The organism is Yersinia sp. 2542 StPb PI (assembly GCF_048593855.1).
In the GTDB taxonomy this organism is placed as follows: Bacteria; Pseudomonadota; Gammaproteobacteria; order Enterobacterales; family Enterobacteriaceae; genus Yersinia; species Yersinia enterocolitica_E.
Window position 1 is genome coordinate 1 of sequence record NZ_JAZGQA010000008.1, and the last position, 25,327, is coordinate 25,327.

A 25,327-nucleotide genomic window follows, 5' to 3' on the forward strand; every position below is an offset into this window, starting at 1 on the left:
GTGATAGTGGTCAGATAATTCTCAATTGTAAAAAAACATCAGCAACAAACAGAGTGTGCAGCAGCTAGAATTAGCGCTATGATTTTTAACTTTCTACTTATATATTTTATTACGTCGATAACAGGAGGCTGTCAGGCATGTTCTATCGTTACGGTGAAACAGAAATTAACCATCTCAAACGGCGTGATAAAAAGATGGCCGCCGCCATCGAACGGCTGGGGATGATAACTCGCCCGCTATCCCCTGATTTATTTGCTGCATTGATCAGAAATATCGTTGACCAACAAATTTCGGTCAAGGCGGCACTAACGGTCAATGCACGGTTGGTCGCATTGCTCGGGGCCGTGACACCAATAACTGTCGCAACTGCAACGGTAGAGGCTATTCAAGGGTGTGGTATGACGATGAGGAAAGCGGGATACATTAAAGGTGCTGCGGATGCTGCACTTAATGGCACGCTGGATTTATCTGCTATTTCCCTGCTGCCCGATAACGACGTTATTGCGCAGCTATCAAGCCTCAACGGTGTCGGCATCTGGACCGCAGAAATGTTATTGATCTCCTCACTTGCACGACCCGATGTCGTCAGTTGGGGAGATTTAGCGATCCGGCGCGGCATGATGAATCTATATGGCCATAAAACGCTGCCACGAGAACGCTTTGAGCGTTACCGCCGCCGTTACACACCCTATGGAACAACGGCATCCCTCTATCTATGGGCACTGTCACATGAGACGGTATAAGTAGCCTCACACCCCCATATTCATCACATCTTGATAAGCCGCAACTAACTTATTACGAACTTGGATGCCCAGTTGTAAAGATACTGATGACTTTTGCATATCTACCATCACATCATTCAGGCCAACACCGGGCACACCCAATTCAAAATTCTGTGCCTGAGTGCGGGCATGCTGTTGGTTTTCACTGATTTTGCCGATGGCCGCTTTCAACTCACTGGCGAAGCCGGCCTCTGCTGGCAACATCTTTGCCGAACCGGATGCCTGCAATGCAGTGACCTGCAACTGCTGTAAAACCCCTTCAATACCTTGAACAGACATGCTCATCCTCAAACGATGTAATGGGTCAAATAACAACATGGAAAATGAGTCCGTAAATGCGGTTATTCACCATTCGCCACGAGTCACTATTTTCAGGATGACACCCTAACACATCATTTTTGTACTAAAGCCGCTAATTAGACACAAAAATACCGGCTTATTGAGCCATCGAATTCATCACTTACAGCAAATAATGGCATGCCCATAAAAGGGGAGATCAGCTATTGATGCTTTATCGCTCACAGCACTTGGGAGTCTGTTTTGTTTCGACACACTAGTTACATAAAAAATACTAACTCAAACGTTGTTCAGCTTGGCCAAGGACGTGTATGAATGCCTCGATAACTGGCGGTGAAAATCGTGAGAATGTTTTTACGACGACACTGGCACGCCTACGCGCGAATCCAAAAATCCCACTGCTGATTGCTGCGGCTGCGGCCGTCGCTATTATTGTCGCGCTGATGTTATGGGCTAAAAGCCCGGATTATCGCGTCCTTTATAGCAACCTGAATGATCGTGACGGTGGTGATATCGTTACGCAACTGACACAACTGAATATCCCTTATCGCTTCGCTGATAATGGTGGCGCGTTGTTGGTCCCGGCAGATAAGGTACATGAAACCCGCCTGCGTCTGGCCCAACAAGGCTTGCCTAAAGGCGGTGCGGTAGGTTTTGAACTGCTGGATCAGGAAAAGTTTGGCATCAGCCAATTCAGTGAGCAAATTAACTATCAGCGCGCTTTGGAAGGTGAACTGGCGCGCACTATTGGCACCCTCGGGCCAGTGATGAATGTGCGTGTTCACTTGGCAATGCCAAAACCTTCTCTCTTTGTTCGGGAACAAAAGTCTCCAACCGCCTCTGTAACACTCGCATTGCAACCAGGTCGTGCCCTTGATGATGGCCAGATTAACGCCATCGTATATATGGTTTCCAGCAGCGTGGCCGGTTTACCGCCGGGTAACGTGACTGTCGTTGACCAAACCGGCCGTTTGTTAACGCAATCCGACAGTGCGGGCCGTGATTTAAACGCCGCACAACTCAAATTTACTAACGAAGTTGAAAATCGCTTCCAACGTCGCATTGAAACCATACTCGCCCCGATGGTCGGTAACGGTAATGTGCATGCGCAGGTCACGGCTCAAGTTGATTTTGCCAGCCGTGAACAGACCGATGAAGAGTACAAGCCTAATCAGGCCGCCGACAAAGGCGCGGTCCGCTCACAGCAAGTTAGCACCAGTGAACAGTTGGGGGGAACCAATGTCGGTGGTGTTCCGGGGGCATTATCCAATCAGCCATCTGCCACACCGGTCGCACCGATTGAAACCCCAGCAGCGACGCCTGCTGCCGGTGCAGCTGGTGCCACAGCGAACAATGCCAACACGGCTAATCGTCCGGCCACTGCCGCTAAATCGACAGCGACGTCAAGCAACAGCCGCCACGACCAAACCACTAACTTTGAAGTTGACCGCACAATCCGTCATACCCAGCAACAAGCTGGCATGGTGCAGCGCCTCTCTGTTGCCGTTGTTGTTAATTACGGCAGTGATAAGGCGGGCAAGCCAGTTGCGCTGACCAAAGATCAATTGGCACAAGTGGAATCCCTGACACGCGAGGCGATGGGCTTCTCTACTGATCGTGGCGACACATTAAATGTGGTGAATACACCATTTAACGCCACCGATGATGCCAGCGGCAACACACTGCCCTTCTGGCAGCAACAATCGTTCTTTGATCAGATGTTAAATGCTGGTCGTTATCTGCTTATCTTGCTGGTGGCATGGATTTTATGGCGCAAATTAGTGCGCCCTATGGTCGCTAAGAAACAAGTTGCTGATAAGGCTGCGGCATCGGTCAATAACATTGTCCAGACTGCGGTAGCGTCTGAAAATGCCAAACAGAGTAAAGAAGAGCTGGCCTTACGTAAGAAAAATCAGCAGCGAGTGAGTGCTGAAGTTCAGGCCCAGCGTATACGCGAACTTGCGGATAAAGACCCACGTGTTGTCGCGCTGGTTATCCGTCAATGGATGAGTAATGACCAATGAGCCTGACCGGAACTGAAAAAAGCGCCATCATGCTGATGACTCTGGGTGAAGACCATGCCGCTGAGGTGTTTAAACACCTCTCCTCGCGCGAAGTGCAGCAACTCAGTACCACCATGGCCAGTATGCGTCAGGTTTCTCACCAGCAACTGATTGATGTATTGGCTGAATTTGAAGACGATGCCGAGCAATATGCCGCACTGAGCGTCAACGCCAGTGATTACCTGCGCAGTGTGCTGATAAAAGCCCTGGGGGAAGAGCGCGCATCCAGCTTGTTGGAAGATATTCTGGAATCGCGCGAAACCACCAGTGGCATGGAAACGCTCAACTTTATGGAACCGCAGATGGCGGCCGACCTGATCCGCGACGAACATCCGCAGATTATCGCCACCATCCTGGTCCATCTGAAACGCGCTCAGGCCGCCGACATACTGGCGCTGTTCGACGAGCGCCTGCGCAACGATGTGATGTTGCGTATCGCCACCTTTGGTGGTGTCCAGCCCGCCGCATTGGCTGAGTTGACCGAAGTATTGAACAACCTGCTCGATGGCCAGAACCTCAAACGCAGCAAAATGGGCGGTATCCGCACAGCGGCCGAGATTATCAACCTGATGAAAACACAACAGGAAGAGACGGTCATGGACGCAGTACGCGAATACGACGGCGAATTGGCTCAAAAAATTATCGACGAAATGTTCCTGTTCGAGAATTTGGTCAGTGTCGACGACCGCAGCATTCAGCGTTTACTGCAAGAGATAGACAACGAATCACTGTTGATCGCCCTGAAAGGTGCCGATCAAGCATTGCGCGAGCGTTTCCTCAGCAACATGTCATTGCGTGCAGCAGAAATCTTGCGCGACGATCTGGCAACCCGTGGACCGGTACGTATGTCACTGGTCGAAAACGAACAGAAAGCCATCTTGCTTATTGTCCGTCGTCTGGCGGAAAGCGGCGAGATAGTCATTGGTGGTGGCGAGGATATCTATGTCTGACAGGATAAATGCCCTGCCCTGGCAACCTTGGTCACTCAACGACTTTGCCACTACATCGGATACTACTCCGCCCGCGGCTGCGCCGGATATCAGTATGCTGTTTACTGATGAACCGGATACGGGTAGCGATAGCGAATCAACCGGGGTCAGTGAGCAGCAAGCACTGGTAAATCTGCAACTCGAAGCCGAGAAGCAGGGCCGCCAACAAGGGTTCGCTAAAGGGTTACAAGAAGGGTTGGATAAAGGTTACCAGACCGGTCTGGAGGAAGGTCATCAACAGGCACTGGCCGATGCTCAAAAGCAATTGGCCCCGATGACTGCCCACTGGCAACTGCTGGTGAACGACTTCCAAAGTACCCTTGATGCACTCGACAGCGTGATTGCCTCGCGGTTAATGCAAATGGCCCTGGCCGCCGCGAAACAAATTCTCGGGCAACCTGCAATCTGTGATGGCACGGCATTATTGGCCCAAATCCAACAACTGATTCAGCAAGAACCGATGTTCACCGGTAAGCCACAACTGCGGGTTAATCCTGATGATCTGGCAGTCGTCGAGCAACGCTTAGGCAGCACCTTAAGTCTGCATGGCTGGCGCTTGCTGGGTGATAGTCAAATTCATCCGGGTGGCTGCAAAGTCAGCGCCGAAGAAGGTGATCTCGATGCCAGTTTGGCGACCCGCTGGCATGAGTTGTGCCGCCTCGCCGCGCCGGGAGAATTATGATGACCGCGCGCCTTGGTCGTTGGCTCGCCTCTTTAGATAAATTCGAAGAGCGCATCAGCCAGTCAACCACTATCCGTCGCTACGGGCGGTTGACCCGCGCCACGGGTTTAGTCCTGGAGGCCACGGGATTACAGCTGCCATTGGGCGCAACTTGTCTGATTGAGCGCCACGATAACGGCGCAGTGCAGGAAGTTGAAAGTGAAGTGGTCGGTTTTAACGGCCATCGCCTGTTTCTGATGCCGCTGGAAGAAGTCGAAGGCATTGTACCCGGTGCCAGAGTCTATGCCCGGGTGACCACCGGCGGTGCTTCAGCCAGTAAACAACTGCCGCTCGGCCCGGAACTCCTGGGGCGGGTATTGGATGGCAGTGCCAAACCGCTTGATGGTCTACCTGCACCAGAAACCAGTTATCGCGCCCCACTGATCACCCCGCCAATCAATCCATTACAACGTACCGCGATTGTGCAGGTACTCGATGTCGGTGTGCGGACGATTAATGCCCTACTGACCGTTGGCCGTGGGCAACGTATGGGTCTGTTCGCCGGCTCTGGGGTAGGTAAAAGTGTGCTGCTCGGCATGATGGCGCGTTATACCCAAGCAGATGTCATTGTGGTGGGTCTGATTGGTGAACGTGGCCGTGAAGTAAAAGACTTTATCGAGAATATTTTAGGGCCGGAAGGCCGTGCTCGTTCGGTAGTGATAGCCGCGCCTGCCGACGTATCGCCATTACTGCGTATGCAAGGTGCCGCTTATGCAACTCGCATTGCAGAAGATTTCCGTGACCGTGGTCAGCACGTATTGCTGATTATGGACTCGCTGACTCGCTATGCCATGGCGCAACGTGAAATTGCGCTGGCCATCGGCGAACCACCGGCAACGAAAGGTTATCCACCCTCCGTATTCGCTAAATTACCGGCGCTGGTGGAACGTGCGGGTAACGGTGTCACCGGCGGTGGCTCGATTACTGCATTTTATACCGTATTAACCGAAGGCGATGACCAGCAAGACCCGATTGCCGACTCGGCACGCGCCATTCTCGACGGTCATGTGGTGTTATCACGCCGTCTGGCTGAATCTGGCCACTATCCGGCCATCGATATTGAAGCATCGATCAGTCGTGCCATGACATCACTGATCGATGAGAACCATTACAGTCAAGTTCGCCAGTTTAAACAACTACTTGCCAGTTATCAGCGTAACCGTGACTTGGTCAGTGTGGGTGCCTATGCCGCCGGTAGTGATCCGCTACTGGATAAGGCTATCGCCCTTTACCCGCAAATGGAAATCTTCTTACAGCAAGGCATGTTCGAACGCAGCAGTTACGACGATGCATGCCAGCATCTGAAGAGTCTGTTTCCGGGTTGATAGCCAGTGACTCAAGCCACCGCCCCTGGCGTATACCCAAAGAAATTGGCGTGGCAGGTAGGCGGCAAGTGAATGACAAATCGGTCGGGAACCGATTTGAACAGTATTTATGCTAGCCCGTAGGGTGAGCCTCATTAATCCCAATGAGCTGACACCGTCAAGCCATTTGGGTAAGTGAAGGTAGCCAACAACCCTGCGGCTTCAAGTACGGCGGGTATAAGGAATACGATGAAAAGTCAGTCACCTCTCATCACCCTGCGCGATCTGGCCCAGAAAGCCGTCGAACAGGCAAGCACGCAACTGGGTCAGGTTCGCCTGTCCTATCAGAATGCTGAGCAGCAACTCACGATGTTGCTGACTTATCAGGATGAATACCGGGTGCGGTTGAATGACACACTGAGTAACGGGATGGCCTCCTCCAGTTGGCAAAACTATCAGCAATTTATTCAGACGCTGGAGCAAGCCATTGACCAACATCGTAATCAGTTGGCTCAGTGGAATGTCAAAGTTGAGCAGGCAGTTAAGCATTGGCAAGAAAAGCAGCAACGGTTAAATGCATTTGAAACCTTGAATGAGCGGGCTGAAACCACCGCGCGCTTGCAAGAAAACCGTTTGGATCAAAAATTGATGGATGAGTTCGCACAGCGCGCCTCACAAAGGAGTCTTAATTCATGAATCTGTCCCTATTGCCTGCCACTGCAACTGCCAGTGAAACTGAGGGTGCATCTTCCTCTTCATCGATTGCTGCGCTGTTTACAGACGCGGGGCTACCGGCTGATTTTGCCAAATTATTGGGTGACCAACTGGGTAAAGAGCTGACGGCTATGGATGCCTCGACCCTGAAATCATCGCTGGCTGCAACCACTGATATCACTGCCAATGTGGACGGAGGAAAGTCAATCAGTGGTAACAGTAAATTGAATCAGTTATTGGCCGCCTTAGGTGATATTAGCGCCACGTTGCCTGTAGGCCTGACCCACGCAGGGCAGACTGGAGACGCGGCTAATGTGAAGAAAACCACATTAGATGATGACAGCACGCTGGATAAAACCACCGCGCTGGCCGAATCCAGTGCGTTGCAGTCGTTATTAGCCATGTTACCCCACCAGGTTGCTACCACGCTGGGCAGCGCCAACAATGGACAGAAAACGCCATTGACTGACGGCAATGGCCTGACCAGCGACAAAACCAGCGCCAGGCAGGACTTAGCTACTCTGACCAGTCTGACCTCACAAGATAAAGGTTTGGCGGCATTGATCGGCGGCACCATCGGCACTGCGAAAAGTGACAATGCCACCAACAACGCACTGCCAGCGGCCACCCCCGGTAAGGCTAAAACCACTACCGCCCAAGATAAGCTGGCACGTCTGACGACAGCACAGGATGCAGATAGCAGCCTTAGTGCCAAAGCCGCCCCCGTAGCCGTACCGACCGACAAAACCATTGCCACAGCCGCGGTGGATAAAATAGCCGTGAGTTCAGCCACGGTAACACCATCACTCCCTCCGGTTTCCAGCCCGGTTCTGCCAGCGACAGCCAGTGGCCCGGTTAGCGTGCCCGTCAGTGGCCATTTAAGCGCTCAGTTGGGTAGCCAGGAATGGCAACAATCGCTGGGGCAACAAGTGGTGATGTTTAGTCGTAACGGCCAACAAAATGCCGAACTGCGGCTACATCCGCAAGAGTTGGGGGCATTGCAAATCAGCCTGAAAATGGAAGATAACCAAGCTCAGTTGCACTTTGCTTCAGCTCACAGCCAGGTTCGGGCAGCTATTGAAGCGGCGATGCCAAGTTTACGCTCGGCATTGGCTGAAAGTGGTATCCAGTTGGGCCAAAGCAGTGTCGGCAGTGAAGGACAGTGGCAACAGGCACAACAACAGAGCCAACAAAATCAGCAGAGTTTCGCATCACACGGCCAACCCGCTTACGGTAGCAGCGCATCGGGTGATGTACCGAACAGCACACCGCTCGTGACACCTGCGGCGTTGCAATCACTGGCTAATGGTAATGGTGGTGTCGATATTTTCGCCTAAAACGGGTGTTAATTTCAGCAAAAGGTGACAAACGGACAAGTTAGGCCGTTTTTCGCCACCTATTCTGCCTATTGGCATTAAAGATACGCGGGATAATCATCAGTAATAATTCGGATAGCATGGGGTTATTTGTCGGTGGTCAGCGGTTTGTGCCATCCAGCAATGAGATACCCCAGGTTATTGTCGTGATTCACCGGTTTGATACCGAAACAGGAATTTGTCTTCTCCATGTCTGATAATACCTTCCCGGCCAAGCGTAAGAGTTCGATCTGGGTGATCCTGCTAGTGCTGATTGCTGTGGCAGCATCTGCAGGTGGCGGTTATAGCTGGTGGATACTCCATAAGAGTAAACCTACCGCTGCGAAAGCCGTTCCTGTTATTCCGGTGTTTATGCCGCTGGAGACCTTTACGGTCAATCTGATCACGCCAGATAACAATCTGGATCGCGTGCTTTATATCGGATTAACGTTAAGGCTGCCCGACGATGCGACTCGCGCCAAACTCAATGACTATCTGCCGGAAGTTCGCAGCCGCTTGCTGTTGCTACTTTCTCGGCAGTCCGCCGATAGCCTGTCAAATGAAGAAGGCAAACAGCGTTTAGTCGGTGAAATTAAAAACGTACTTAGCCCGCCAATGGTTAAAGGCCAACCTAATCAGGTAGTCAGCGATGTGCTGTTTACCGCATTTATATTGCGATAATCATTATGGGCGATAGCATTCTTTCACAAGCAGAGATTGACGCACTGTTAAACGGTGACAGCGGTGGCGATGAGCCAGTTGCTGTCGTCGGTAATGAAACAGACGTTAAACCTTACGATCCGACGACCCAGCGACGTGTGGTGCGTGAACGCCTGCAAGCGTTGGAGATCATCAATGAACGTTTTGCTCGTCAGTTCCGTATGGGGCTGTTTAACCTGTTACGTCGCAGCCCGGATATCACCGTCGGCCCGATAAAAATTCAGCCATACCACGACTTTGCCCGTAATCTGCCGGTACCGACCAATCTCAACCTGATTCATCTCAAACCGCTACGTGGCACCGCGCTATTCGTTTTCGCCCCGAGCCTGGTCTTTATTGCGGTTGATAATCTGTTCGGTGGTGATGGTCGCTTCCCAACTAAAGTAGAAGGTCGCGAGTTTACCCACACTGAGCAACGTGTGATTAACCGCATGTTACGGCTAGCGCTGGATGCCTACCGTGATGCCTGGGCGCCTATCTATAAAATTGATGTGGAATATGTCCGTTCTGAAATACAGGTGAAATTCACCAATATCACCACCTCCCCCAACGATATCGTGGTCACCACCCCTTTCCATGTGGAGATCGGGGCGTTGAGTGGTGAGTTCAACATCTGTATTCCCTTCGCCATGATCGAGCCATTGCGTGAGCTACTAACCAACCCACCGTTGGAAAATTCCCGACAGGAAGATAGCCACTGGCGCGAAACACTGGTGAAGCAAGTGCAGCACTCCGAGCTGGAGCTGGTGGCTAATTTTGTCGATATCCCGCTGAGACTATCGCAGATACTCAAGCTGCAACCAGGGGATGTATTACCCATAGATAAACCGGATCGACTGATTGCGCATGTCGACGGCGTACCGGTACTGACCAGTCAGTACGGGACATTAAACGGGCAATATGCCCTACGTGTTGAACATTTGATTAACCCTATTTTGAATGCTCTGAATGAGGAACAGCCCAATGAGTGACCCTAAGCTTCCGTCTGACGATGGAAAGGAATCCGTGGACGATCTGTGGGCTGATGCGTTTAATGAGCAGCAGGCAGCGGATAAACCAGCGGCCACCACCGAGGGTGTATTTAAATCACTGGAAGCACCGGATGCCTTGGGTAACCTACAGGATATCGATTTAATTCTGGATATCCCGGTAAAGCTGACCGTTGAACTGGGTCGCACCAAAATGACCATCAAAGAGTTACTGCGCTTGTCTCAAGGCTCGGTCGTCTCCCTTGATGGCCTGGCCGGTGAGCCATTGGATATTTTGATTAACGGTTATCTGATTGCGCAGGGTGAAGTGGTGGTAGTCGCTGATAAATATGGTGTACGTATCACTGACATCATTACTCCGTCAGAACGTATGCGCCGTCTGAGCCGCTAATGACCGCAGCACAGGTTGATACTGCCGCATCCACGGTTACGACACCGGTTACTGGCTTTGCGGCCAGCCACCCTGGTACGGCGGTGCAACAGACGGCACCAGCGATACCTGCCGGCTCGGTGTTAACGCAGGTTGGCAGCGTGTTAGGCGGTATTTTACTGCTGATTTTATGTGGTGCCTGGCTGGTACGCCGTTTAGGTTTTGCCCCGCAGGCACGTAACAACAAATTATTGAATGTGAAGGCCAGTTGTCAGGTTGGTCAGCGCGAGCGGGTGGTCATTGTTGAAGTAGACAATACCTGGCTGGTGTTAGGCGTAACTGCACAGCAGGTGACACAACTCCACACTCTGACACGTCCTGCGATTGATGAAGCGACAGCAGCTTCGTCGCCCGACCGTGCGAAACCGGCCGATTTTCGCCAGCTACTGAACAACCATCTATTTAACAAGAAATCGAAACACCCGGAAAAATCGGCATGATGTCTCTTCGCCCCGTGCTTACCACAGCCAATAGCGTAACAACCGCAGCGGCCAACACTGATTTCACTTATCGGTTGCTGCTGCGCCGTCTTCTGGCTGCACTCATCAATAAAACCACCCTACTGCTATTGGGCTTACTCTGCTCTCCGGCGGTGCTGGCTCAACTGCCCGGTATCATCAGCCAGCCATTGGCTAATGGTGGGCAGAGCTGGTCTTTACCGGTGCAGACCTTGGTTTTCATCACCACCCTGAGTTTCCTGCCAGCCGCCTTACTGATGATGACCAGTTTTACCCGTATTATTATTGTGCTCGGGTTGCTGCGCAACGCATTGGGTACCCCCTCTGCGCCCCCCAATCAGGTGATGTTGGGTCTGGCGCTGTTTCTGACATTTTTTATTATGTCGCCGGTATTTGACAAGGTGTATCAGGACGCTTATCTGCCTTTCAGTCAGGACAAGATAAGCATGGAAGTGGCGATGGATAAAGGCTCACAACCTTTACGTGAATTTATGCTGCGCCAAACCCGCGAATCAGATCTGGCACTGTATGCCAGGCTGGCCAATCTGCCGCCATTGGAAGGTCCCGAAGTGGTACCGATGCGCATTCTGCTACCTGCTTATGTCACCAGCGAGCTGAAAACCGCCTTCCAAATCGGTTTTACCGTGTTTATTCCCTTCCTGATTATCGATCTGGTGGTAGCCAGTGTGCTGATGGCATTGGGGATGATGATGGTTCCCCCAGCCAGTATCTCACTGCCCTTCAAGCTGATGCTATTTGTCTTGGTTGATGGTTGGCAGCTACTACTGGGTTCCCTGGCACAGAGTTTTTATAGCTAAGGTAGACTCATCATGACACCAGAATCGGTAATGGCCCTCGGCGTTGAGGCAATGAAGATTGCACTTGCCCTGGCTGCGCCCTTGTTATTAGCCGCCCTGATAAGCGGCCTGATCGTGAGCCTGTTGCAGGCAGCAACGCAAATTAACGAAATGACATTGTCATTCATCCCAAAAATACTGGCCGTGTTCGCCACGATGGTGATCGCAGGCCCATGGATGCTGAACCTGATACTGGACTATATGCGTAATCTGTTCACCAGCCTGCCCACGTTGATTGGCTAACGGTGCTTTCCCTCGATACCACTCAACTTAGCCTCTGGGTCAGCCAGTATTTCTGGCCGTTAATTCGGGTGCTGGCGCTGATCACCACTGCGCCGGTGTTTAGTGAGAAACAGATAAACCGCAAAGTTAAAGTCGGTTTGGCGCTGTTAATTACCTTTCTGATTGCCCCTTCGCTACCCCCGGTCAATATTCCCTTAGTCTCAACCGGTGCAGTCTGGGTCGCCGCCCAACAAGTGTTGATTGGGGTAGCCATCGGCTTGACCATGCAATTTGCTTTTGCTGCCATCCGGCTGGCCGGTGAAGTGATTGGTTTACAGATGGGATTGTCGTTCGCGACCTTCTTTGACCCCTCGGGGGGGCCGAATATGCCGGTTTTAGCCCGGTTACTTAACTTGCTGGCCCTGCTGTTATTCCTCACTTTTGATGGTCATTTATGGCTAATTTCATTGTTGGCCGACAGTTTTCATACCTTACCCATTCAGTTCGAACCGCTCAATGGTAATGGCTTTCTGGCATTGACGCAGGCCGGCTCATTAATCTTTATGAATGGACTGATGTTAGCATTGCCGCTGATCACGCTGTTGTTAACTCTGAATATGGCATTAGGCATGCTAAACCGAATGACCCCTCAACTTTCGGTGTTCGTTATCGGTTTCCCACTGACGTTGACCGTCGGTATCATCTCAATAGGGTTGATAATGCCATTATTGCCCCCCTTTGCTGAGCATCTGTTCGGGGAAGTTTTTGACCGATTAGCCGGCGTATTGAGCGGATTGGCAAACTGAGTCGCTGCAAAAAAATGGTATGTCACCCCAAACCTTAGTGGGAAAAGATGACACACCAAAAAGTGCACCCGGTTTAAGTACACTTAAGAGGGAACCTGTGGGGTAGACCCACAGGCAGAAGACGGATTACTTATTAAGCTGGAACAGGGACAAACCCTGCATATTGGTAAATGTGGTATATGAAGCCTGTAGCGCAGCCTGCTGCATCACATATGACGAGATAGCCGCGGTCCAATCCACATCCTGCAAATCACTCAAACGCTGTTTATTAATCAAACTACGATCACTGCCTAAACTATCCAGGTTGTCTAGCTCTTGCAGTTGGGTACCGATTTCGGCTTGAACCGACAACACATTATTCAATGAGTTGGACATCCCACGGATACCTTTATCCATATCGGCATTAGCTTGATCTTTAACCGCATCAGTCGCCCCTTGTAACGGGACTTTCAGTGAGTTCAGCACGGTATCGATGGTATTGAAAATATTGCTTTCTGACGCAACCGGATTACCACCGGCATCATCAGGTTCAGGTTTCGCATTACTGGTCAATGCCATAAAGACACTGGAACCGGTATGTCCAACCGTAATCGAACGGTTAGCATCGACTTTCTGCTCAATAGCGACATCGCCGCCCTGATAAGTCACATCACCGGTAGCACTAACCGCAAACGGCGCTTTGTCACTTTTGAAGCCAGCAAAGATGTAACGACCGTTGCCATCAGTGGTGTTAGCCTGATTGACCAGTTGGTCTTTCAAACCCTGTAACTGAGTGGCATAAGAGGCACGGTCATCATCACTCAATATATCGCTCTTAGCGCTAATGACTAAGGTCTGAATTGATTGAATGGTACTGGTCGCCTGCGCCAAAACCGTGGTTTCCAGCGAAGAACTTTGGCGAGCGAAACTGCGCGCTAAAGTATATTGGCTATTTTCCGATTGGGCTTGCGACACCATCACCGCTTGAGATGCGGCCATCGGGTCATCGGAAGGGTTAACCACCCGCTTGCCGCTGGAGAGTTGTTGGCCCGACTGCATCCACAGTGATTGGGCGTTAGTCACGCCCTGCATATTTTGCTGATACAGCATGCTGGTACTTAAGCGCATGATGCCAGTTCCTTTTAGTAATCGTTCAGCCCGCTAACCCCGTCTCAACAATCAATCTGTCTTAACAGGGATACTGACTAACCGCTAAATAAGATAAGTAGCGACAGGGACTCTCTGCCGCTGACAAAAAATTAACCGCGCAGACTCAGCAACGCATTAAACAGCGTCGAAGCCGTCTGAATGACCTGGGCATTCGCCAGATAATATTGCTGGAAACGCTGTAAATCGCCGTACTCTTCATCCAGGTTCACGCCGGAAATAGACTGCTGCTCGGCGGTCAACTGTTTGACGATATTGGCTTGCGCCGTGCTGTTGGTTTTCGCGGTGCTGGTTTGGTTACCGACGTTACTGACCAAACCGGCATAAGCACCAGACAGCGTGGCTTTGCCATCAACCAGTTTTTTGGTTTGCAGATCTAACAATGCCTGGGCGTTAACGTTGTCACTCGCGCCACCATCAGCGGTACCGGCAGCAGCAATCTTACTTGAGTCGGTGATATCGACCTGTAAATTAGCAGCCACGTTAGAGACGGTTTTGACGATGAATTTATCTCTGGCTTGCGCGCCAGCAGTGCCGTTATCAACACTGACGGCGACACCATCAAAGCTCAGCCCGGTGGTGTTACCACTGCCGTCTTTCACCGGGTTAGCCGGCACTTTGGTGTTATCAGACAGCCGTGTCACCTGCCAGTCAGTTCCATCAAACTCCACACTATAATCACTGGCTTTGACTTTTGAAGTATCGGTGTAGGACACCGTCAAGCTGGCATCACCCTGATTTCTCGCATTTTTCAACACATTCGGTTGTGCAAAGCTGAAGAAATCAACGCCCGGATCACCGCTGGTATCAAACCCGGCTTTATGCTGAGTATTGAAGCTGTCTGCCATGACCAAGGCCAATTGCCCCAGTTGGTTACGTGCACTGTCGAGTGCCTCACTGCGGAATTTCAGCGTACCACCCAGGCTACCGGTGGTCAGGCGGCTTTCGTCCACTTCAAGCACATCGCCACTACCATATTTGTAGCCAATGGTTAATCGGGTAGCATCACTGCTGGAAGGTATGGCTTCGACTTTATAAGAATCCGGTCCTTGCACCAATGGCAGACCGCTGGCAAAAGAAACGTTGTAAGCATCGCCGTCTTGCTGGGTCACGGTCACGCCAACAATCTGGTTCAATTCTGTGACCAATTGGTCGCGCTGATCGAGTAACGCATTTGGCTCGCTGCCACTGCTGCCGCGCAAACGGGTAATTTGATCGTTTAACTTAGCAATTTGGTCAGCATAGTTATTGATTTGCGTAACGCTTTCGGTGATCTTCTGGTTTACGCCAGTATCCATATCACGCAGATATTTATCCGCATTCTGGAACTGGTTAACCAACCCTTCAGCCTTGCCCAATACCGTTTTACGGGCCGCATCATCACCGGAATTACTCACCAGATTTTGCAGGTTACTGAAAAAGTCCTGCATGGTGCTGGAGAGGTTATTGGACGAATTAGAGAGCAAATTATCAATTTGCGAAATTTGCTGATAATAGGTAGTTAAGCCACTGCTTTGCGTTTGTGAAGAACGTAATTGGTTGGTAATAAACGAGTTATATTCACGGTTAACACCGGTTACTGCAACGCCATTACCAATAAAGCCGGCGGGACTTAAGGTTCCACCGTTTTGTGCAAAAATAGTATTCTGACGGTTATAGCCCGCCACCTGAAAATTAGTGATGTTATTACTGACGGTGCTCAGGGCATATTGCGCTGCGCTCAGACCACTCATCGCAGTATTCATTAAACTATTGGACATGAAGAAATCCTTTTACCACAGACGACGAGCATCGCAGCGCCTGCATTAATTAATATTGGGATACTGCCTGAGGAGACCTTAGCCTCCGCACAGCCTGTGATTATTATCGGCTCGACTTTGGAAAACTTGAGTCAAAATATGGGTGTAAATCTCGATCCTCACCAATCCAATAGGCGTTATTGTCGCAGACAGTTTGGGTGTGGCCAGCGCACAGGCAACGGAGCGTACACCATGACTTTGTAAGTTATGGCTACGTGACGCCCCCGAGCACTGTCCAATCCCAAAATGACAAATAAAATAGCCTATTTAGAACAACTGACTTAGGTCGCTGCTGTATGCCTTTACTGCTTGTTCACCGCTATTTTTCATTTGCTGGATCACGCTGACTAATTTTTGCGCATATTGCGGGTCGGTGGCATAACCGGCTTGTTGCAGCGCATGTGCCCCCTGCTCAGGGCTTTGTGCTGCGGCAACATTGGCGTAGCGCGGGTTTTGTGTCAGTAATTTGACATAATCACTGACGGCCTCGACATAGGAGCCATATACCCGGAAGCGAGCTTTGGTTTTCTTCGCCACACCTTGCTCATATTCGGTAGTCGTAATTTCACTGACTGGACCATCCCAGTTGCTACCCGCTTTGATGCCAAATACGTTGTAACTGGTTTTGCCGTCGGCCGTCGGAATTTCGCGCTGACCCCAGCCCGACTCCAGTGCCGCCTGAGCCACAATCAGCTGATGAGGAATGCCACTTTGCTGACTGGCAATTTGTGCCGGAATAGACATCCGCGCCACGAAATTACCGGTGCCTTGTGGCAATGACGCTGAGTTGTTGGCTGGCGGTGTCGGCATGGCACGACGTACCATTTGTGCCAATGCCTGTGCTGGCAATGTTTGCAGCACTTCATTATCCAGCAGCATCGGCACCGTTCCTGCCGTTTCACTTGGCGAGGTAGAGCCTGAAAGCTGCTCCACCATCATATCGGCCAGGCCCAACCCCTTGACCGACATTTGCTGCGCGACTTGTTGGTCATACATCGAGGTATAAAGCCGGGTCTGATCACTGTTCATCACGCCATCTTGCGGCAAGGCAGAACGCATACTTTTCAGCATCATCTGCACAAACATCCCCTCTACCTGCTGAGCAACCTGCCTCAAGTTACCTTGTGGATCTCTTGCCGCATCACGTTTTAAGGTATTCAGTGATTGGGCGTCATACGCCGCCCCAGACATCGCCATCAAATCACTCATCAGATAATTTCCAATTTAGCCCGCAAGCAGCCAGCACTTTGCATTGCCTGCAAGATAGACATCAAATCGATCGGGGTTGCCCCCAGCGAGTTCAGGGCGCGGACCACATTATTCAGATTCGGGCTGGCATTGACGCGTTGCAATACCCCACCTTGTTGCTGAACGGAAATCTGAGTATTCGGGGTAACTACGGTCTGCCCACCACCAAATGGGGTATCAGGCTGGCTGACGGTATTTTGCTTATCAATCACCACCGATAGATTCCCTTGCGCCACAGCACAAGAATCCAGCATTACATTGCGGTTCATCACCACCGAGCCGGTACGAGAGTTGATAATCACCTTGGCATCACCCGCATCGACATTCACTGGGATATTTTGAATATCTGCCAGGAAACGCACTTGCGAGCTGCTGCCGCGCGGGACCAAAACCTGAATGGTGCGAGCATCAATCGCTGTGGCAGAACCAAAACCGCGCTGGCGGTTAATGGCATCACTCACCTGTTGTGCCATGGTGAAATCCTCGGTATTCAATTGAAGATTAATCACACCATCGGTACCAAAGGTCGTCGGCAGCTCACGTTCGATAGTGGCACCATTGCTGATTCGCCCACCGGTCAGTTGGTTGACCTGTACACTACTGCCACCCGATGCCGCACCCGCACCGCCGACCAGCACGTTACCTTGTGCCAGGGCATAAACCTGATTATCCACCCCTTTCAATGGGGTCATCAGCAGGGTGCCGCCGCGAATACTTTTGGCATTACCCATTGAAGAAACCACAATATCAATGGTTTGCCCGGCACGGGAGAATGCCGGTAACTTGGCCGTGACCATCACTGCTGCTACGTTTTTGAGCTGCATATTGGTACCTGGCGGTACGGTAATCCCCAACTGCGACAGCATGTTACTCAGGCTTTGCGTGGTAAACGGCGTTTGCATGGTCTGGTCACCGGAACCATCCAGGCCGACCACCAGGCCATAACCGATTAACGCGTTATCACGTACTCCCTGAACGGTCACCAAATCGCGGATACGCTCTGCGGTGGCAGGTAATGACACCAGTGTGAGCAGCGCAATAAGCTGTATAACAAATAGAGTGACAAGTGACTGTTTACGCATCGACGGCCTCTTAGTACGGTGAGATATTAAGGAAGAACCGCTGCAACCAGCCCATGGTCTGCGCTTCATTGATATAACCATTACCCACATACTCGATGCGCGCATCTGCAACCTGCGTTGAGGTCACGGTGTTGCTGCCGCTGATGGTGCGTGGGTTTACTACCCCAGAGAAGCGGATAAATTCAGTCCCCTGGTTGATTGCAATCTGTTTCTCACCGACCACATGCAAGTTGCCGTTAGCGAGCACGCGATCGACGGTAACGGTGATCGTGCCGCTGAAGGTGTTGTTGGCATTCGCCCCGCCCTTACCGCCAAAGGTATTGTCACCCGAGATATCCATATCAGCCCGCGCATTGCCCAATAATCCTTCCAGATAACGCGGCGCGGTGGCGACACCAAATTTGCTTGAACCATTACGGCTGGCGTTGGCAGAGGAGCTTTTGCTGGCACTGACATTTTCCTGCAAGGTAATGGTCAGCGTGTCACCGACATTACGTGGGCGACGGTCTTCGAACAAAGGCTGATAACCATAGTTCATCGGCTGAGCAGCCTGGAAAATAGAGCCATTCGGCAACGGCGCACTGGCCGGTGCCGGTTGTGCCGAGGTGGTACCCTCCACCAGTGGTTTATGCGGAATATACGCGCAGCCATTGAGCAGCATCGCCGTCAACGGCATACAGACCCATTTCAATCCACCTGATTTGCGCAGCGGCTTTCTGTCCATCTCTGATTATCAGTCCTGTAACCGGTAAGAGGCCACGCGGTCGGCCTCATCTACTCATTATTCTGTTGCAGTCAGGGGGCTAAATTACCCCCTGAAAGCGGATTTACAATTGGGTCAGTTTTTGCAACATCTGGTCTGAAGTTGAAACCGCTTTACTGTTGATTTCATAGGCTCGTTGCGTCTGGATCATATTGACCAACTCTTCCGCCACATTGACGTTAGAGGTCTCAACATAGCCCTGATACAGCAAGCCCCCACCATTCAGACCTGGCGTGGTTTCGTTTGGTGCACCGGAACTGGCGGTCTCCTGATACAGGTTTTCGCCAATACTTTCCAAGCCACTGTTATTGATAAATGTGGTCAATGTCAGTTGCCCGACTTGCTGCGTGGCAGTTTGCCCCTGCAAGGTGACACTGACTATCCCGTCGCGCCCCACCGTCATGCTCAGGGCATTGGCCGGAATGGTAATCGCCGGTTGTACCTGAAAACCGCCGGATGTTACTAACTGGCCGTTTTGGTCCACCTGAAAAGACCCATCGCGAGTATAAGCGTTGGTACCATCAGGCATTTGCACCTGAAAGAACCCTTCACCTTTAATGGCGATATCTTTGGTATTGTCGGTCTTGGACAGGTTGCCTTGACTGTGTAAACGCTCTGTCGCTACCGGGCGAACACCGGTACCAATCTGTAAACCCGATGGCAAGGTTGTCTGCTCGGAGGATTGCGCACCCGGCTGGCGCATGGTCTGGTAGAGCAAATCTTCAAATACCGCCCGCTGGCGCTTAAAGCCATTGGTGCTGACGTTCGCCAGGTTGTTGGCGATGACATCCATATTGGTCTGCTGTGCATCCAAACCGGTTTTGGCAATCCATAATGATCGGATCATCTGTTTATTCCTCTGCGCCTGCGCGCTTAGCCCATTGCTAACAGCTGATTAGCGCGCTGTTCATTTTCATCCACACTGTGAATGACTTTCATCTGCATTTCGAAACTGCGGGCATTGGCAATCATGTCTGCCATGGCTTCAACCGCTTTCACGTTGCTGCCCTCCAGTACACCCGGCATAATTTTAATCAGCGGGTCATTGGCCAACTGAGCACCACGCGCCTGTTGCGTCGCGGGAGTCAGATGGAACAAACCGTCATCACCGTGCATCACTTCACCCGCATTGGCCCTAACCCGTTTGATTTGGCCGAGCTGAGCAATCGTATTCGGTGAGTCACCGGCGTTCAGCGCCGAAATGGTGCCATCAGCCGCAATAGTCACTGCGGCCTGCGGTGGCACTTCAATCGGGCCGTTATCGCCCATCAGCGGGTAGCCCTGCACGGTCATTTGACCGTTAGCCGCAACCTGAATATTCCCGTTGCGAGTATAAGCCTCGGTGCCATCAGGCAGTTGCACCGCCAGATAACCATCTTGCTGTAAGGCAACATCCAATGGGCGGCCGCTATAATTCATCGTCCCCTGACTGATATCCACACCGGGGGTCGATGCCGTCACCATGGTACGGGTTGCCATGCTCGGCCCGTCGATAGGTACGGCACGCATCGCTGACAACTGCGCGCGGAAACCCGGCGTCGAGGCGTTAGCCAGATTGTTAGCCGTAACCGCTTGCTGCTCCAGCGACTGCCTGGCAGCCCCCATCGCGGTATATATTGCGTGATCCATGAGCTTATCCCGTCAGTTCGATTAACGCAGGTTAACCAGAGTTTGTAAGATCTGATCCTGAGTTTTGATGGTCTGCGCATTGGACTGATAGTTACGTTGCGCCACAATCATATTCACCAGTTCTTTACTCAAATCCACGTTAGAAGACTCCAACGCGCCACTGGTCAAAGTGCCGAAACCGCCACCACCGGCAGTACCGAGGATCGGGTTACCGGAAGACTTGGTTTCTTTCCAAACGTTATCGCCTTCAGGAGACAAACCTTCAGGGTTAGAGAAGTTAACCAGCACAATTTGGCCAAGCAGTTGGGTCTGCTGGTTTGAATAAGTGCCGACAACCGAGCCATCGTTGTTGATCTGGAAGCCGGTGAACTCACCTGCGGCATAGCCGGTTTGGTTCTGAGTCACAATACCGTCAGTACCGGTATTTTGCTGTTTGCTACCCCCAACATTCAGCGCGAAGGTTTGCGCCGGGGCACCATTCACCACCGCCATAGGGACAGTCAGATTGAAGTCAGTGGTACTGGCAGCACCCGCGCCATTTTTCACGCTTTTCAGTGCGCCATTGGTATCAAATACCATCGTTCCGCGCAGAGAGGCAGCGGCAGGGTCAGCAGGGTCAAAAGGTTTAGTCGCATCGGCCAATGTCCCGCTGCTGTCTTTGGTATAGACATTCCAGCTATTACCATTGATGGCATCTTCAGCGGTTTTCACATAATACACATTGATAACGTGGCGGTTACCCAGGCTATCGTAGGTGGTCATGTTATTCACAAAGCTATAAGTATCTGGCTTTTGCGGATCAAAGGTTGCGCTAATAACATCATGGGTTGAGGTCAGGTTAGCGACCATATTGCCCGAGGTGGTGGCTTTCGCGGCAATCATATCCTGAGGAATCGACAGGGGTACCGGGTTTGCCCCTTGCTGTATGGTAGGAGGAGTCCCTGTTGCCGGATAACCGGTCAAACTCAGCCCTTGCATGTTAACGATGTTGCGGTTTTCATCAAGTTTGAACTGGCCGTTACGGGCAAAGTACACACCGCCGCTGCTATCTTGCATGCGGAAGAAACCACTCTGGCTGATGGCTAAATCCAAACGGCGGTTGGTGGTGGTTGGCGTACCGTCGTTAAAGTCTTGAGTAATCCCGGCAACTTTAACCCCCATACCGGTCTGGGAACCTGCGAACATATCGGCAAAAGAAACTGAGCCGGCTTTAAAACCTGATGTCGCCGAGTTGGCGATATTGTTACCGATCACATCCAGATTGCTGGATGCTGCGTTCAAACCGCTGACTGCTTGAGAAAAGCCCATTTTCTTCTCCGTTAGATTCGGGGTCCGTTATAGACCTTGAGCATTGATGACATATCAAACGCTATTTAAAAAATTAAGATGAGTTTTTTCAATTAGTTAACTCACCATGGTATTTGTTTGGTTACTGCTTAAGACTGATCTCTGACCTACAAAATCTGACGGACTTTATCCATGGTGATAGTCCCCGCCAGGCCCAGATCCAGCTTGGAACCGTCACTGCCACGGGTCACACCATTAACAACCGCGTAGCTCAGCGGAGTAGCAACCAGTGACTCGCTACCACTGCTGGCGGCGATCGTCACGGTGTAAGCACCATCTGGCGCATTACCGCCCGCGTCCAGTGAACCATCCCAGGTAAAGGAGTGGACACCTGCTGACAGGCCACCGATTTCAATGGTGCGTACTGCCAGACCATTGCTGTCGCTGATGGTTGCCGTCACTTTGTCTGCTGAACGTTCTAACTCAACACCAAATGGCGTGGTAGTGACGGTGCCATCTTTGCTGCCTGCCAACACCGTGGTGCCGGGGATCATCACGCCGTGGCCAATCAGGCTACTGGCTTGCAGCGACTGGCTGCTATCAATCTGCCCGGAGATGGAGCCCAGTGTAGTATTCAACTTTTCAATGCCACTTACGGTGTTGATTTGCGCCAATTGCGTTGTCAACTCGTTGTTTTGCATTGGGTTAGTCGGGTCCTGATTCTTTAACTGGGCAACCAGCAACGTTAGGAAACTGTTCTGCAAATCCTGACTGGTGCTACCGCTACCGGTGGTGGAATTGGTCCCGGTGGTGTTGGTAATACCGTAATCGCTCTCAGTCAGAGAATTGGTAATGGCCATATAGACAAGCTCCTGTTATTGACCCAGTGTAAGCGTCTTGAGCATCAGAGATTTAGTGGTATTAAGCACTTCAACGTTGGCTTGATAGCTACGCGAGGCCGAAATGGTGTTAATCATTTCCCCTGTTACATCAACGTTGGGCATGCGGACATAACCCTTGGCATCAGCCAGCGGATTACCCGGCTGATACACCAAACGATCCGGTGCGGGATCGTCAACGATTTGTGATACACGTACCCCGCCGGTTTCCTGCCCTGGTTGAGCCGCTACCTGAAACACCACTTGCTTGGCACGATAAGGCTGACCATCCGGGCCGGTAACGCTATCGGCGTTGGCCATGTTACTGGCGCTGACGTTCAACCGTTGCGATTGGGCTGATAATGCCGAACCGGCAATATCAAAAATATTCAGTAAAGACATACGTCTTATCCTTGTTGTAACACTGACATCATCCCTTTGATCTGGCCGCCAAGAACGGTCAAATCGGTCTGATATTTCAGGCTGTTATCGGCAAAATTAGTACGTTCACGATCCATATCAACCGTGTTACCGTCCATCGCCGGCTGGTCTGGAACCCGGAATAAAAGGTCAAGGTCAGGTGGCGCAACGGTGCTTGCCGGGATATGACGGGCTGACGTTAAACTGAGCGACACCCCTGTACCTGTGGCACGGCCTTGCTCCATCACTTTTTTCAGTTGGCTGGAGAAATCAATATCACGTGCCTGAAAGCCGGGTGTATCCGCATTTGCAATATTGGACGACAGGATCTCCTGTCGTTGAGCACGCAAGTTAAGCGCCTCTTGTTGAAAACGCAGAGCACCGTCCAGTTTGTCGAGCATAGTCCCCCCGCAAGGTTAGAATTTGGAGTCGACAGCATAAACGCCGTATAGGAAAGCCTATCGCCAGAATAAGAGCAAAATGCGTCGCTATTTGTCCCCTTAACCTCATCGCGCTACAGGTACACTAGTGTGCAAAAGGGGTGTGCCCTGGTATTACCTGGTTACACAGGCAGAAAGGAGATTGATGACAATGAATAAAAATGGCGTCATAAAGTTGGCTTGGGGGGTGCTGTTGCTGAGTCAGACCGTCACTCATTCAGCGATGGCGGCAGATTTATTAACGCAGGTAAATCAATTCTTCCAACAGCAATACCCGGATAAAGAGAGTCAGGTTAAGGTGGTTATCAAAACGCCACAGAACCAATGGCCGCAATGCGAAGTGCCAGAAATCACGCTGCCTGCCAATGCGCGCCCGTGGGGCAATATCAGTTTGTCCGTACGCTGTGAGGGGGTTCGCCGTTTTATTCAGACACAAGTGCAGGTCAGTGGGCAATATGCTGTGGCTGGCCGCCAACTGGCAGCGGGTGAGAAAATTGCCGTGTCTGATATACAGATGAAACAAGGCCGGTTGGATACCCTCCCCCCCGGCGCCTTGCTGGATTCGCATTTTGCTCAAGGTGCCGTCAGCTTGCGGCAAATCAGTGCCGGCCAGCCGCTGACGCGCAATATGCTGCGTCGATTGTGGGTCATTAAAGCAGGGCAAGAGGTGCAAGTTTTGGCACAGGGAGAAGGATTTAATGTTAACAGTAATGGTAAAGCGATGAACAACGCCGCCATACAGGATAACGTTCGGGTGCGCATGGCATCCGGCCAAATCGTCAGTGGCACCGTAGCCGAAGATGGCACAATTCGGATTATGTTATAGTGATTAAAGTTTTTTTAACCTTTGCCGATAACTCTGGTATGCAGTTATTTGCGGGTAGCACTGTGACAATCCCGCCTTTCTTTTTGTTAAAAGATAAAAGTCTCGCGGGTCGATAAACGTCAATCCCGCTATAGAGGGAGCAACACAACATGAGTATTGATCGCACTCAACCGTTATTACCGGTATCGCAAGTGCAGCCACGGGAAACCAGTGACATTGCGCAGCAGATGCGTAAGCCTTCTGCCCAGACAAAAGCACAGGTGAGTGGTACTGAGGTTAAATTAAGTGATGCGCAGGCAAAACTGATGCAACCGGGCAGCCAGGACATCAACGTAGAACGTGTAGAAACCTTAAAACAGGCTATCCGCTCAGGTCAACTGACGATGGACACCGGTAAAATTGCCGATGCTCTGTTAAAGAATGTCGCGGATTTTCTGAGAAATAGCTAAACATAACAAAAGTCATTAACCCTAGAATAATCGTTAACCGCAAAACAGTCGTTAACCGTAAAAGGATACGTGGTGGTGGAAAGACTACAGACCAATTTGGACCAGCAACTGGAACTTCTCGAGTCACTGACGACTGTGGTAGCACAAGAGCAGCAATTACTCTGCTCCGGTCGGATTCAAGGTGTCGTGCTGCAAGGTGTGACGGAACAAAAAAGTTCAATACTGGCCACCTTGGCTTATCTGGATCAAACCCGGCTCACCACCGAAATTGCGGCCAATATACAGGCGCCTTATAGCGAGATTCAAGAGTTGGCAATTCGTTGGCAACGTATCTTGCAGCTGGCTGAGAACCTTCAGTACAGTAATTTGCACAATGGATTATTGCTACAACAGCATATTGAGCATAATACTCAGGCGCTGGCAGTATTGAATACCCGCCACGGCCAGTCACTATACGGGCCAGATGGTCATTCTAAAGGTGCCAGTCTACTGGGCCGCAAGATCGGTATTTAAAACCTCATCCCTACGGATATAAACCGCCGCTCAGCCGAGGCTTATATACGTAGCGTTCCTCCGCGTTGATTGGCTCGTGCCCTCAATGCTTTCTACCTACTTAAAAAATGAGTTTTCCTGTTTTTCTCCGATGTTTTAGT

General features: G+C 51.2%; 29 protein-coding genes. 17 read left to right on the forward strand and 12 right to left on the reverse strand.

The annotated features are described in order from the left end of the window. Positions 1–137 precede the first annotated feature (137 nt). Complete coding sequence (locus V1952_RS02260; RefSeq protein WP_372558744.1) at positions 138–743, forward strand: DNA-3-methyladenine glycosylase family protein; 606 nt, start codon at positions 138–140, stop codon at positions 741–743. A gap of 6 nt (positions 744–749) precedes the next feature. Here V1952_RS02260 and fliE read toward each other — a convergent pair whose 3' ends face one another. Beyond that, on the reverse strand, positions 750–1,061 hold the full coding sequence (gene fliE / locus V1952_RS02265) for a flagellar hook-basal body complex protein FliE (protein WP_005189374.1): 312 nt from the start codon (positions 1,059–1,061) through the stop codon (positions 750–752). 329 nt (positions 1,062–1,390) lie between these two features. Here fliE and fliF point away from each other — a divergent pair, with 329 nt between their 5' ends. From fliF to fliR, 13 genes are all read left to right on the forward strand, one after another. Continuing rightward, on the forward strand, positions 1,391–3,103 hold the full coding sequence (gene fliF / locus V1952_RS02270) for a flagellar basal-body MS-ring/collar protein FliF (protein ID WP_420074263.1): 1,713 nt from the start codon (positions 1,391–1,393) through the stop codon (positions 3,101–3,103). After that, positions 3,100–4,092, forward strand: coding sequence for a flagellar motor switch protein FliG (gene fliG / locus V1952_RS02275; protein WP_083159147.1), 993 nt, complete (start codon positions 3,100–3,102; stop codon positions 4,090–4,092). The genes fliF and fliG overlap by 4 nt, the downstream gene beginning before the upstream one ends. Continuing rightward, the gene (gene fliH, locus V1952_RS02280; protein WP_372558681.1) at positions 4,085–4,813 is read left to right on the forward strand and encodes a flagellar assembly protein FliH; all 729 of its coding nucleotides are present in this window, start codon (positions 4,085–4,087) and stop codon (positions 4,811–4,813) included. The genes fliG and fliH overlap by 8 nt, the downstream gene beginning before the upstream one ends. Continuing rightward, entirely contained in the window at positions 4,813–6,177 is a 1,365-nt protein-coding gene (fliI, locus tag V1952_RS02285; protein WP_372559880.1) for a flagellar protein export ATPase FliI, read from the forward strand. Before fliH ends, fliI begins: the two co-directional genes overlap by 1 nt. A gap of 228 nt (positions 6,178–6,405) precedes the next feature. After that, positions 6,406–6,852, forward strand: a complete 447-nt coding sequence (gene fliJ / locus V1952_RS02290; protein ID WP_083159150.1) for a flagellar export protein FliJ — start codon at positions 6,406–6,408, stop codon at positions 6,850–6,852. Beyond that, entirely contained in the window at positions 6,849–8,207 is a 1,359-nt protein-coding gene (locus V1952_RS02295) for a flagellar hook-length control protein FliK (protein WP_420074264.1), read from the forward strand. Before fliJ ends, V1952_RS02295 begins: the two co-directional genes overlap by 4 nt. A 228-nt stretch (positions 8,208–8,435) precedes the next feature. Further along, positions 8,436–8,906: a flagellar basal body-associated protein FliL gene (gene fliL / locus V1952_RS02300; protein ID WP_372558678.1), complete on the forward strand. Its 471-nt coding sequence runs from the start codon at positions 8,436–8,438 to the stop codon at positions 8,904–8,906. A gap of 5 nt (positions 8,907–8,911) precedes the next feature. Further along, positions 8,912–9,916, forward strand: a complete 1,005-nt coding sequence (gene fliM / locus V1952_RS02305) for a flagellar motor switch protein FliM (protein ID WP_083159152.1) — start codon at positions 8,912–8,914, stop codon at positions 9,914–9,916. Further along, positions 9,909–10,325, forward strand: coding sequence for a flagellar motor switch protein FliN (fliN, locus tag V1952_RS02310; RefSeq protein WP_025377918.1), 417 nt, complete (start codon positions 9,909–9,911; stop codon positions 10,323–10,325). The genes fliM and fliN overlap by 8 nt, the downstream gene beginning before the upstream one ends. Next, positions 10,325–10,804 (forward strand): flagellar biosynthetic protein FliO, encoded by a 480-nt coding sequence (gene fliO, locus V1952_RS02315; protein ID WP_083159153.1) that lies wholly within the window; start codon positions 10,325–10,327, stop codon positions 10,802–10,804. The genes fliN and fliO overlap by 1 nt, the downstream gene beginning before the upstream one ends. A gap of 80 nt (positions 10,805–10,884) precedes the next feature. After that, positions 10,885–11,640 (forward strand): flagellar type III secretion system pore protein FliP, encoded by a 756-nt coding sequence (gene fliP, locus V1952_RS02320; RefSeq protein ID WP_372559879.1) that lies wholly within the window; start codon positions 10,885–10,887, stop codon positions 11,638–11,640. Positions 11,641–11,652: 12 nt separating this feature from the next. After that, positions 11,653–11,922: a flagellar biosynthesis protein FliQ gene (fliQ, locus tag V1952_RS02325; protein WP_083159154.1), complete on the forward strand. Its 270-nt coding sequence runs from the start codon at positions 11,653–11,655 to the stop codon at positions 11,920–11,922. 2 nt (positions 11,923–11,924) lie between these two features. Continuing rightward, on the forward strand, positions 11,925–12,707 hold the full coding sequence (gene fliR / locus V1952_RS02330; RefSeq protein WP_372558675.1) for a flagellar biosynthetic protein FliR: 783 nt from the start codon (positions 11,925–11,927) through the stop codon (positions 12,705–12,707). A 126-nt stretch (positions 12,708–12,833) separates the two neighbouring features. On the opposite strand, the gene flgL is transcribed toward fliR, so the two are convergent. The 11 genes from flgL to flgB all read right to left on the reverse strand — a co-directional run bounded on the left by flgL (position 12,834) and on the right by flgB (position 23,360). Further along, positions 12,834–13,814: a flagellar hook-associated protein FlgL gene (gene flgL / locus V1952_RS02335; RefSeq protein WP_372558674.1), complete on the reverse strand. Its 981-nt coding sequence runs from the start codon at positions 13,812–13,814 to the stop codon at positions 12,834–12,836. Between the two features lie 131 nt (positions 13,815–13,945). Continuing rightward, on the reverse strand, positions 13,946–15,613 hold the full coding sequence (gene flgK / locus V1952_RS02340; protein ID WP_372558673.1) for a flagellar hook-associated protein FlgK: 1,668 nt from the start codon (positions 15,611–15,613) through the stop codon (positions 13,946–13,948). A gap of 306 nt (positions 15,614–15,919) precedes the next feature. Then, the gene (gene flgJ / locus V1952_RS02345) at positions 15,920–16,861 is read right to left on the reverse strand and encodes a flagellar assembly peptidoglycan hydrolase FlgJ (protein WP_102970432.1); all 942 of its coding nucleotides are present in this window, start codon (positions 16,859–16,861) and stop codon (positions 15,920–15,922) included. Then, positions 16,861–17,982, reverse strand: a complete 1,122-nt coding sequence (locus tag V1952_RS02350; RefSeq protein WP_372558672.1) for a flagellar basal body P-ring protein FlgI — start codon at positions 17,980–17,982, stop codon at positions 16,861–16,863. The genes flgJ and V1952_RS02350 overlap by 1 nt, the downstream gene beginning before the upstream one ends. A gap of 10 nt (positions 17,983–17,992) precedes the next feature. After that, positions 17,993–18,706 carry a flagellar basal body L-ring protein FlgH gene (gene flgH / locus V1952_RS02355; protein ID WP_372558671.1) on the reverse strand — a complete coding sequence of 238 codons (714 nt, stop codon included), beginning with the start codon at positions 18,704–18,706 and terminating at the stop codon, positions 17,993–17,995. Positions 18,707–18,809: 103 nt separating this feature from the next. Beyond that, positions 18,810–19,592, reverse strand: a complete 783-nt coding sequence (gene flgG / locus V1952_RS02360) for a flagellar basal-body rod protein FlgG (protein ID WP_005189344.1) — start codon at positions 19,590–19,592, stop codon at positions 18,810–18,812. Between the two features lie 26 nt (positions 19,593–19,618). Further along, positions 19,619–20,374 (reverse strand): flagellar basal body rod protein FlgF, encoded by a 756-nt coding sequence (locus tag V1952_RS02365; RefSeq protein ID WP_420074265.1) that lies wholly within the window; start codon positions 20,372–20,374, stop codon positions 19,619–19,621. Between the two features lie 21 nt (positions 20,375–20,395). Then, positions 20,396–21,682, reverse strand: a complete 1,287-nt coding sequence (gene flgE / locus V1952_RS02370) for a flagellar hook protein FlgE (RefSeq protein ID WP_420074266.1) — start codon at positions 21,680–21,682, stop codon at positions 20,396–20,398. A 146-nt stretch (positions 21,683–21,828) separates the two neighbouring features. Then, on the reverse strand, positions 21,829–22,521 hold the full coding sequence (flgD, locus tag V1952_RS02375) for a flagellar hook assembly protein FlgD (protein WP_420074267.1): 693 nt from the start codon (positions 22,519–22,521) through the stop codon (positions 21,829–21,831). A gap of 15 nt (positions 22,522–22,536) precedes the next feature. Further along, entirely contained in the window at positions 22,537–22,941 is a 405-nt protein-coding gene (gene flgC / locus V1952_RS02380) for a flagellar basal body rod protein FlgC (RefSeq protein WP_005189321.1), read from the reverse strand. 5 nt (positions 22,942–22,946) lie between these two features. Beyond that, the gene (gene flgB, locus V1952_RS02385) at positions 22,947–23,360 is read right to left on the reverse strand and encodes a flagellar basal body rod protein FlgB (RefSeq protein ID WP_083159160.1); all 414 of its coding nucleotides are present in this window, start codon (positions 23,358–23,360) and stop codon (positions 22,947–22,949) included. Between the two features lie 184 nt (positions 23,361–23,544). Between flgB and flgA the strand changes: the two genes are divergently transcribed. The 3 genes from flgA (at position 23,545) to V1952_RS02400 (ending at position 25,187) form a co-directional block, all read left to right on the forward strand. After that, positions 23,545–24,225, forward strand: coding sequence for a flagellar basal body P-ring formation chaperone FlgA (gene flgA / locus V1952_RS02390; RefSeq protein WP_420074268.1), 681 nt, complete (start codon positions 23,545–23,547; stop codon positions 24,223–24,225). 149 nt (positions 24,226–24,374) lie between these two features. Beyond that, the gene (gene flgM, locus V1952_RS02395) at positions 24,375–24,674 is read left to right on the forward strand and encodes a flagellar biosynthesis anti-sigma factor FlgM (RefSeq protein WP_372558669.1); all 300 of its coding nucleotides are present in this window, start codon (positions 24,375–24,377) and stop codon (positions 24,672–24,674) included. Between the two features lie 72 nt (positions 24,675–24,746). After that, positions 24,747–25,187: a flagella synthesis protein FlgN gene (locus V1952_RS02400; protein WP_083159163.1), complete on the forward strand. Its 441-nt coding sequence runs from the start codon at positions 24,747–24,749 to the stop codon at positions 25,185–25,187. Positions 25,188–25,327 lie beyond the last annotated feature (140 nt).

Bases quoted from the DNA above. Each gene is read 5' to 3' on its own strand.
- fliF (WP_420074263.1), top strand. From the start codon at position 1,391: ATGAATGCCTCGATAACTGGCGGTGAAAATCGTGAGAATGTTTTTACG.
- fliH (WP_372558681.1), top strand. From the start codon at position 4,085: ATGTCTGACAGGATAAATGCCCTGCCCTGGCAACCTTGGTCACTCAAC.
- flgL (WP_372558674.1), bottom strand. From the start codon at position 13,814: ATGCGCTTAAGTACCAGCATGCTGTATCAGCAAAATATGCAGGGCGTG.
- flgJ (WP_102970432.1), bottom strand. From the start codon at position 16,861: ATGAGTGATTTGATGGCGATGTCTGGGGCGGCGTATGACGCCCAATCA.
- flgB (WP_083159160.1), bottom strand. From the start codon at position 23,360: ATGCTCGACAAACTGGACGGTGCTCTGCGTTTTCAACAAGAGGCGCTT.
- V1952_RS02365 (WP_420074265.1), bottom strand. From the start codon at position 20,374: ATGGATCACGCAATATATACCGCGATGGGGGCTGCCAGGCAGTCGCTG.
- flgD (WP_420074267.1), bottom strand. From the start codon at position 22,521: ATGGCCATTACCAATTCTCTGACTGAGAGCGATTACGGTATTACCAAC.
- flgK (WP_372558673.1), bottom strand. From the start codon at position 15,613: ATGTCCAATAGTTTAATGAATACTGCGATGAGTGGTCTGAGCGCAGCG.
- flgA (WP_420074268.1), top strand. From the start codon at position 23,545: ATGACAATGAATAAAAATGGCGTCATAAAGTTGGCTTGGGGGGTGCTG.
- V1952_RS02295 (WP_420074264.1), top strand. From the start codon at position 6,849: ATGAATCTGTCCCTATTGCCTGCCACTGCAACTGCCAGTGAAACTGAG.
- V1952_RS02260 (WP_372558744.1), top strand. From the start codon at position 138: ATGTTCTATCGTTACGGTGAAACAGAAATTAACCATCTCAAACGGCGT.
- fliJ (WP_083159150.1), top strand. From the start codon at position 6,406: ATGAAAAGTCAGTCACCTCTCATCACCCTGCGCGATCTGGCCCAGAAA.
- fliN (WP_025377918.1), top strand. From the start codon at position 9,909: ATGAGTGACCCTAAGCTTCCGTCTGACGATGGAAAGGAATCCGTGGAC.
- flgC (WP_005189321.1), bottom strand. From the start codon at position 22,941: ATGTCTTTACTGAATATTTTTGATATTGCCGGTTCGGCATTATCAGCC.
- flgE (WP_420074266.1), bottom strand. From the start codon at position 21,682: ATGGGCTTTTCTCAAGCAGTCAGCGGTTTGAACGCAGCATCCAGCAAT.
- flgH (WP_372558671.1), bottom strand. From the start codon at position 18,706: ATGGACAGAAAGCCGCTGCGCAAATCAGGTGGATTGAAATGGGTCTGT.
- fliQ (WP_083159154.1), top strand. From the start codon at position 11,653: ATGACACCAGAATCGGTAATGGCCCTCGGCGTTGAGGCAATGAAGATT.
- flgG (WP_005189344.1), bottom strand. From the start codon at position 19,592: ATGATCCGATCATTATGGATTGCCAAAACCGGTTTGGATGCACAGCAG.
- fliM (WP_083159152.1), top strand. From the start codon at position 8,912: ATGGGCGATAGCATTCTTTCACAAGCAGAGATTGACGCACTGTTAAAC.
- fliE (WP_005189374.1), bottom strand. From the start codon at position 1,061: ATGTCTGTTCAAGGTATTGAAGGGGTTTTACAGCAGTTGCAGGTCACT.
- fliI (WP_372559880.1), top strand. From the start codon at position 4,813: ATGACCGCGCGCCTTGGTCGTTGGCTCGCCTCTTTAGATAAATTCGAA.
- V1952_RS02350 (WP_372558672.1), bottom strand. From the start codon at position 17,982: ATGCGTAAACAGTCACTTGTCACTCTATTTGTTATACAGCTTATTGCG.
- fliO (WP_083159153.1), top strand. From the start codon at position 10,325: ATGACCGCAGCACAGGTTGATACTGCCGCATCCACGGTTACGACACCG.
- flgM (WP_372558669.1), top strand. From the start codon at position 24,375: ATGAGTATTGATCGCACTCAACCGTTATTACCGGTATCGCAAGTGCAG.
- fliG (WP_083159147.1), top strand. From the start codon at position 3,100: ATGAGCCTGACCGGAACTGAAAAAAGCGCCATCATGCTGATGACTCTG.
- fliL (WP_372558678.1), top strand. From the start codon at position 8,436: ATGTCTGATAATACCTTCCCGGCCAAGCGTAAGAGTTCGATCTGGGTG.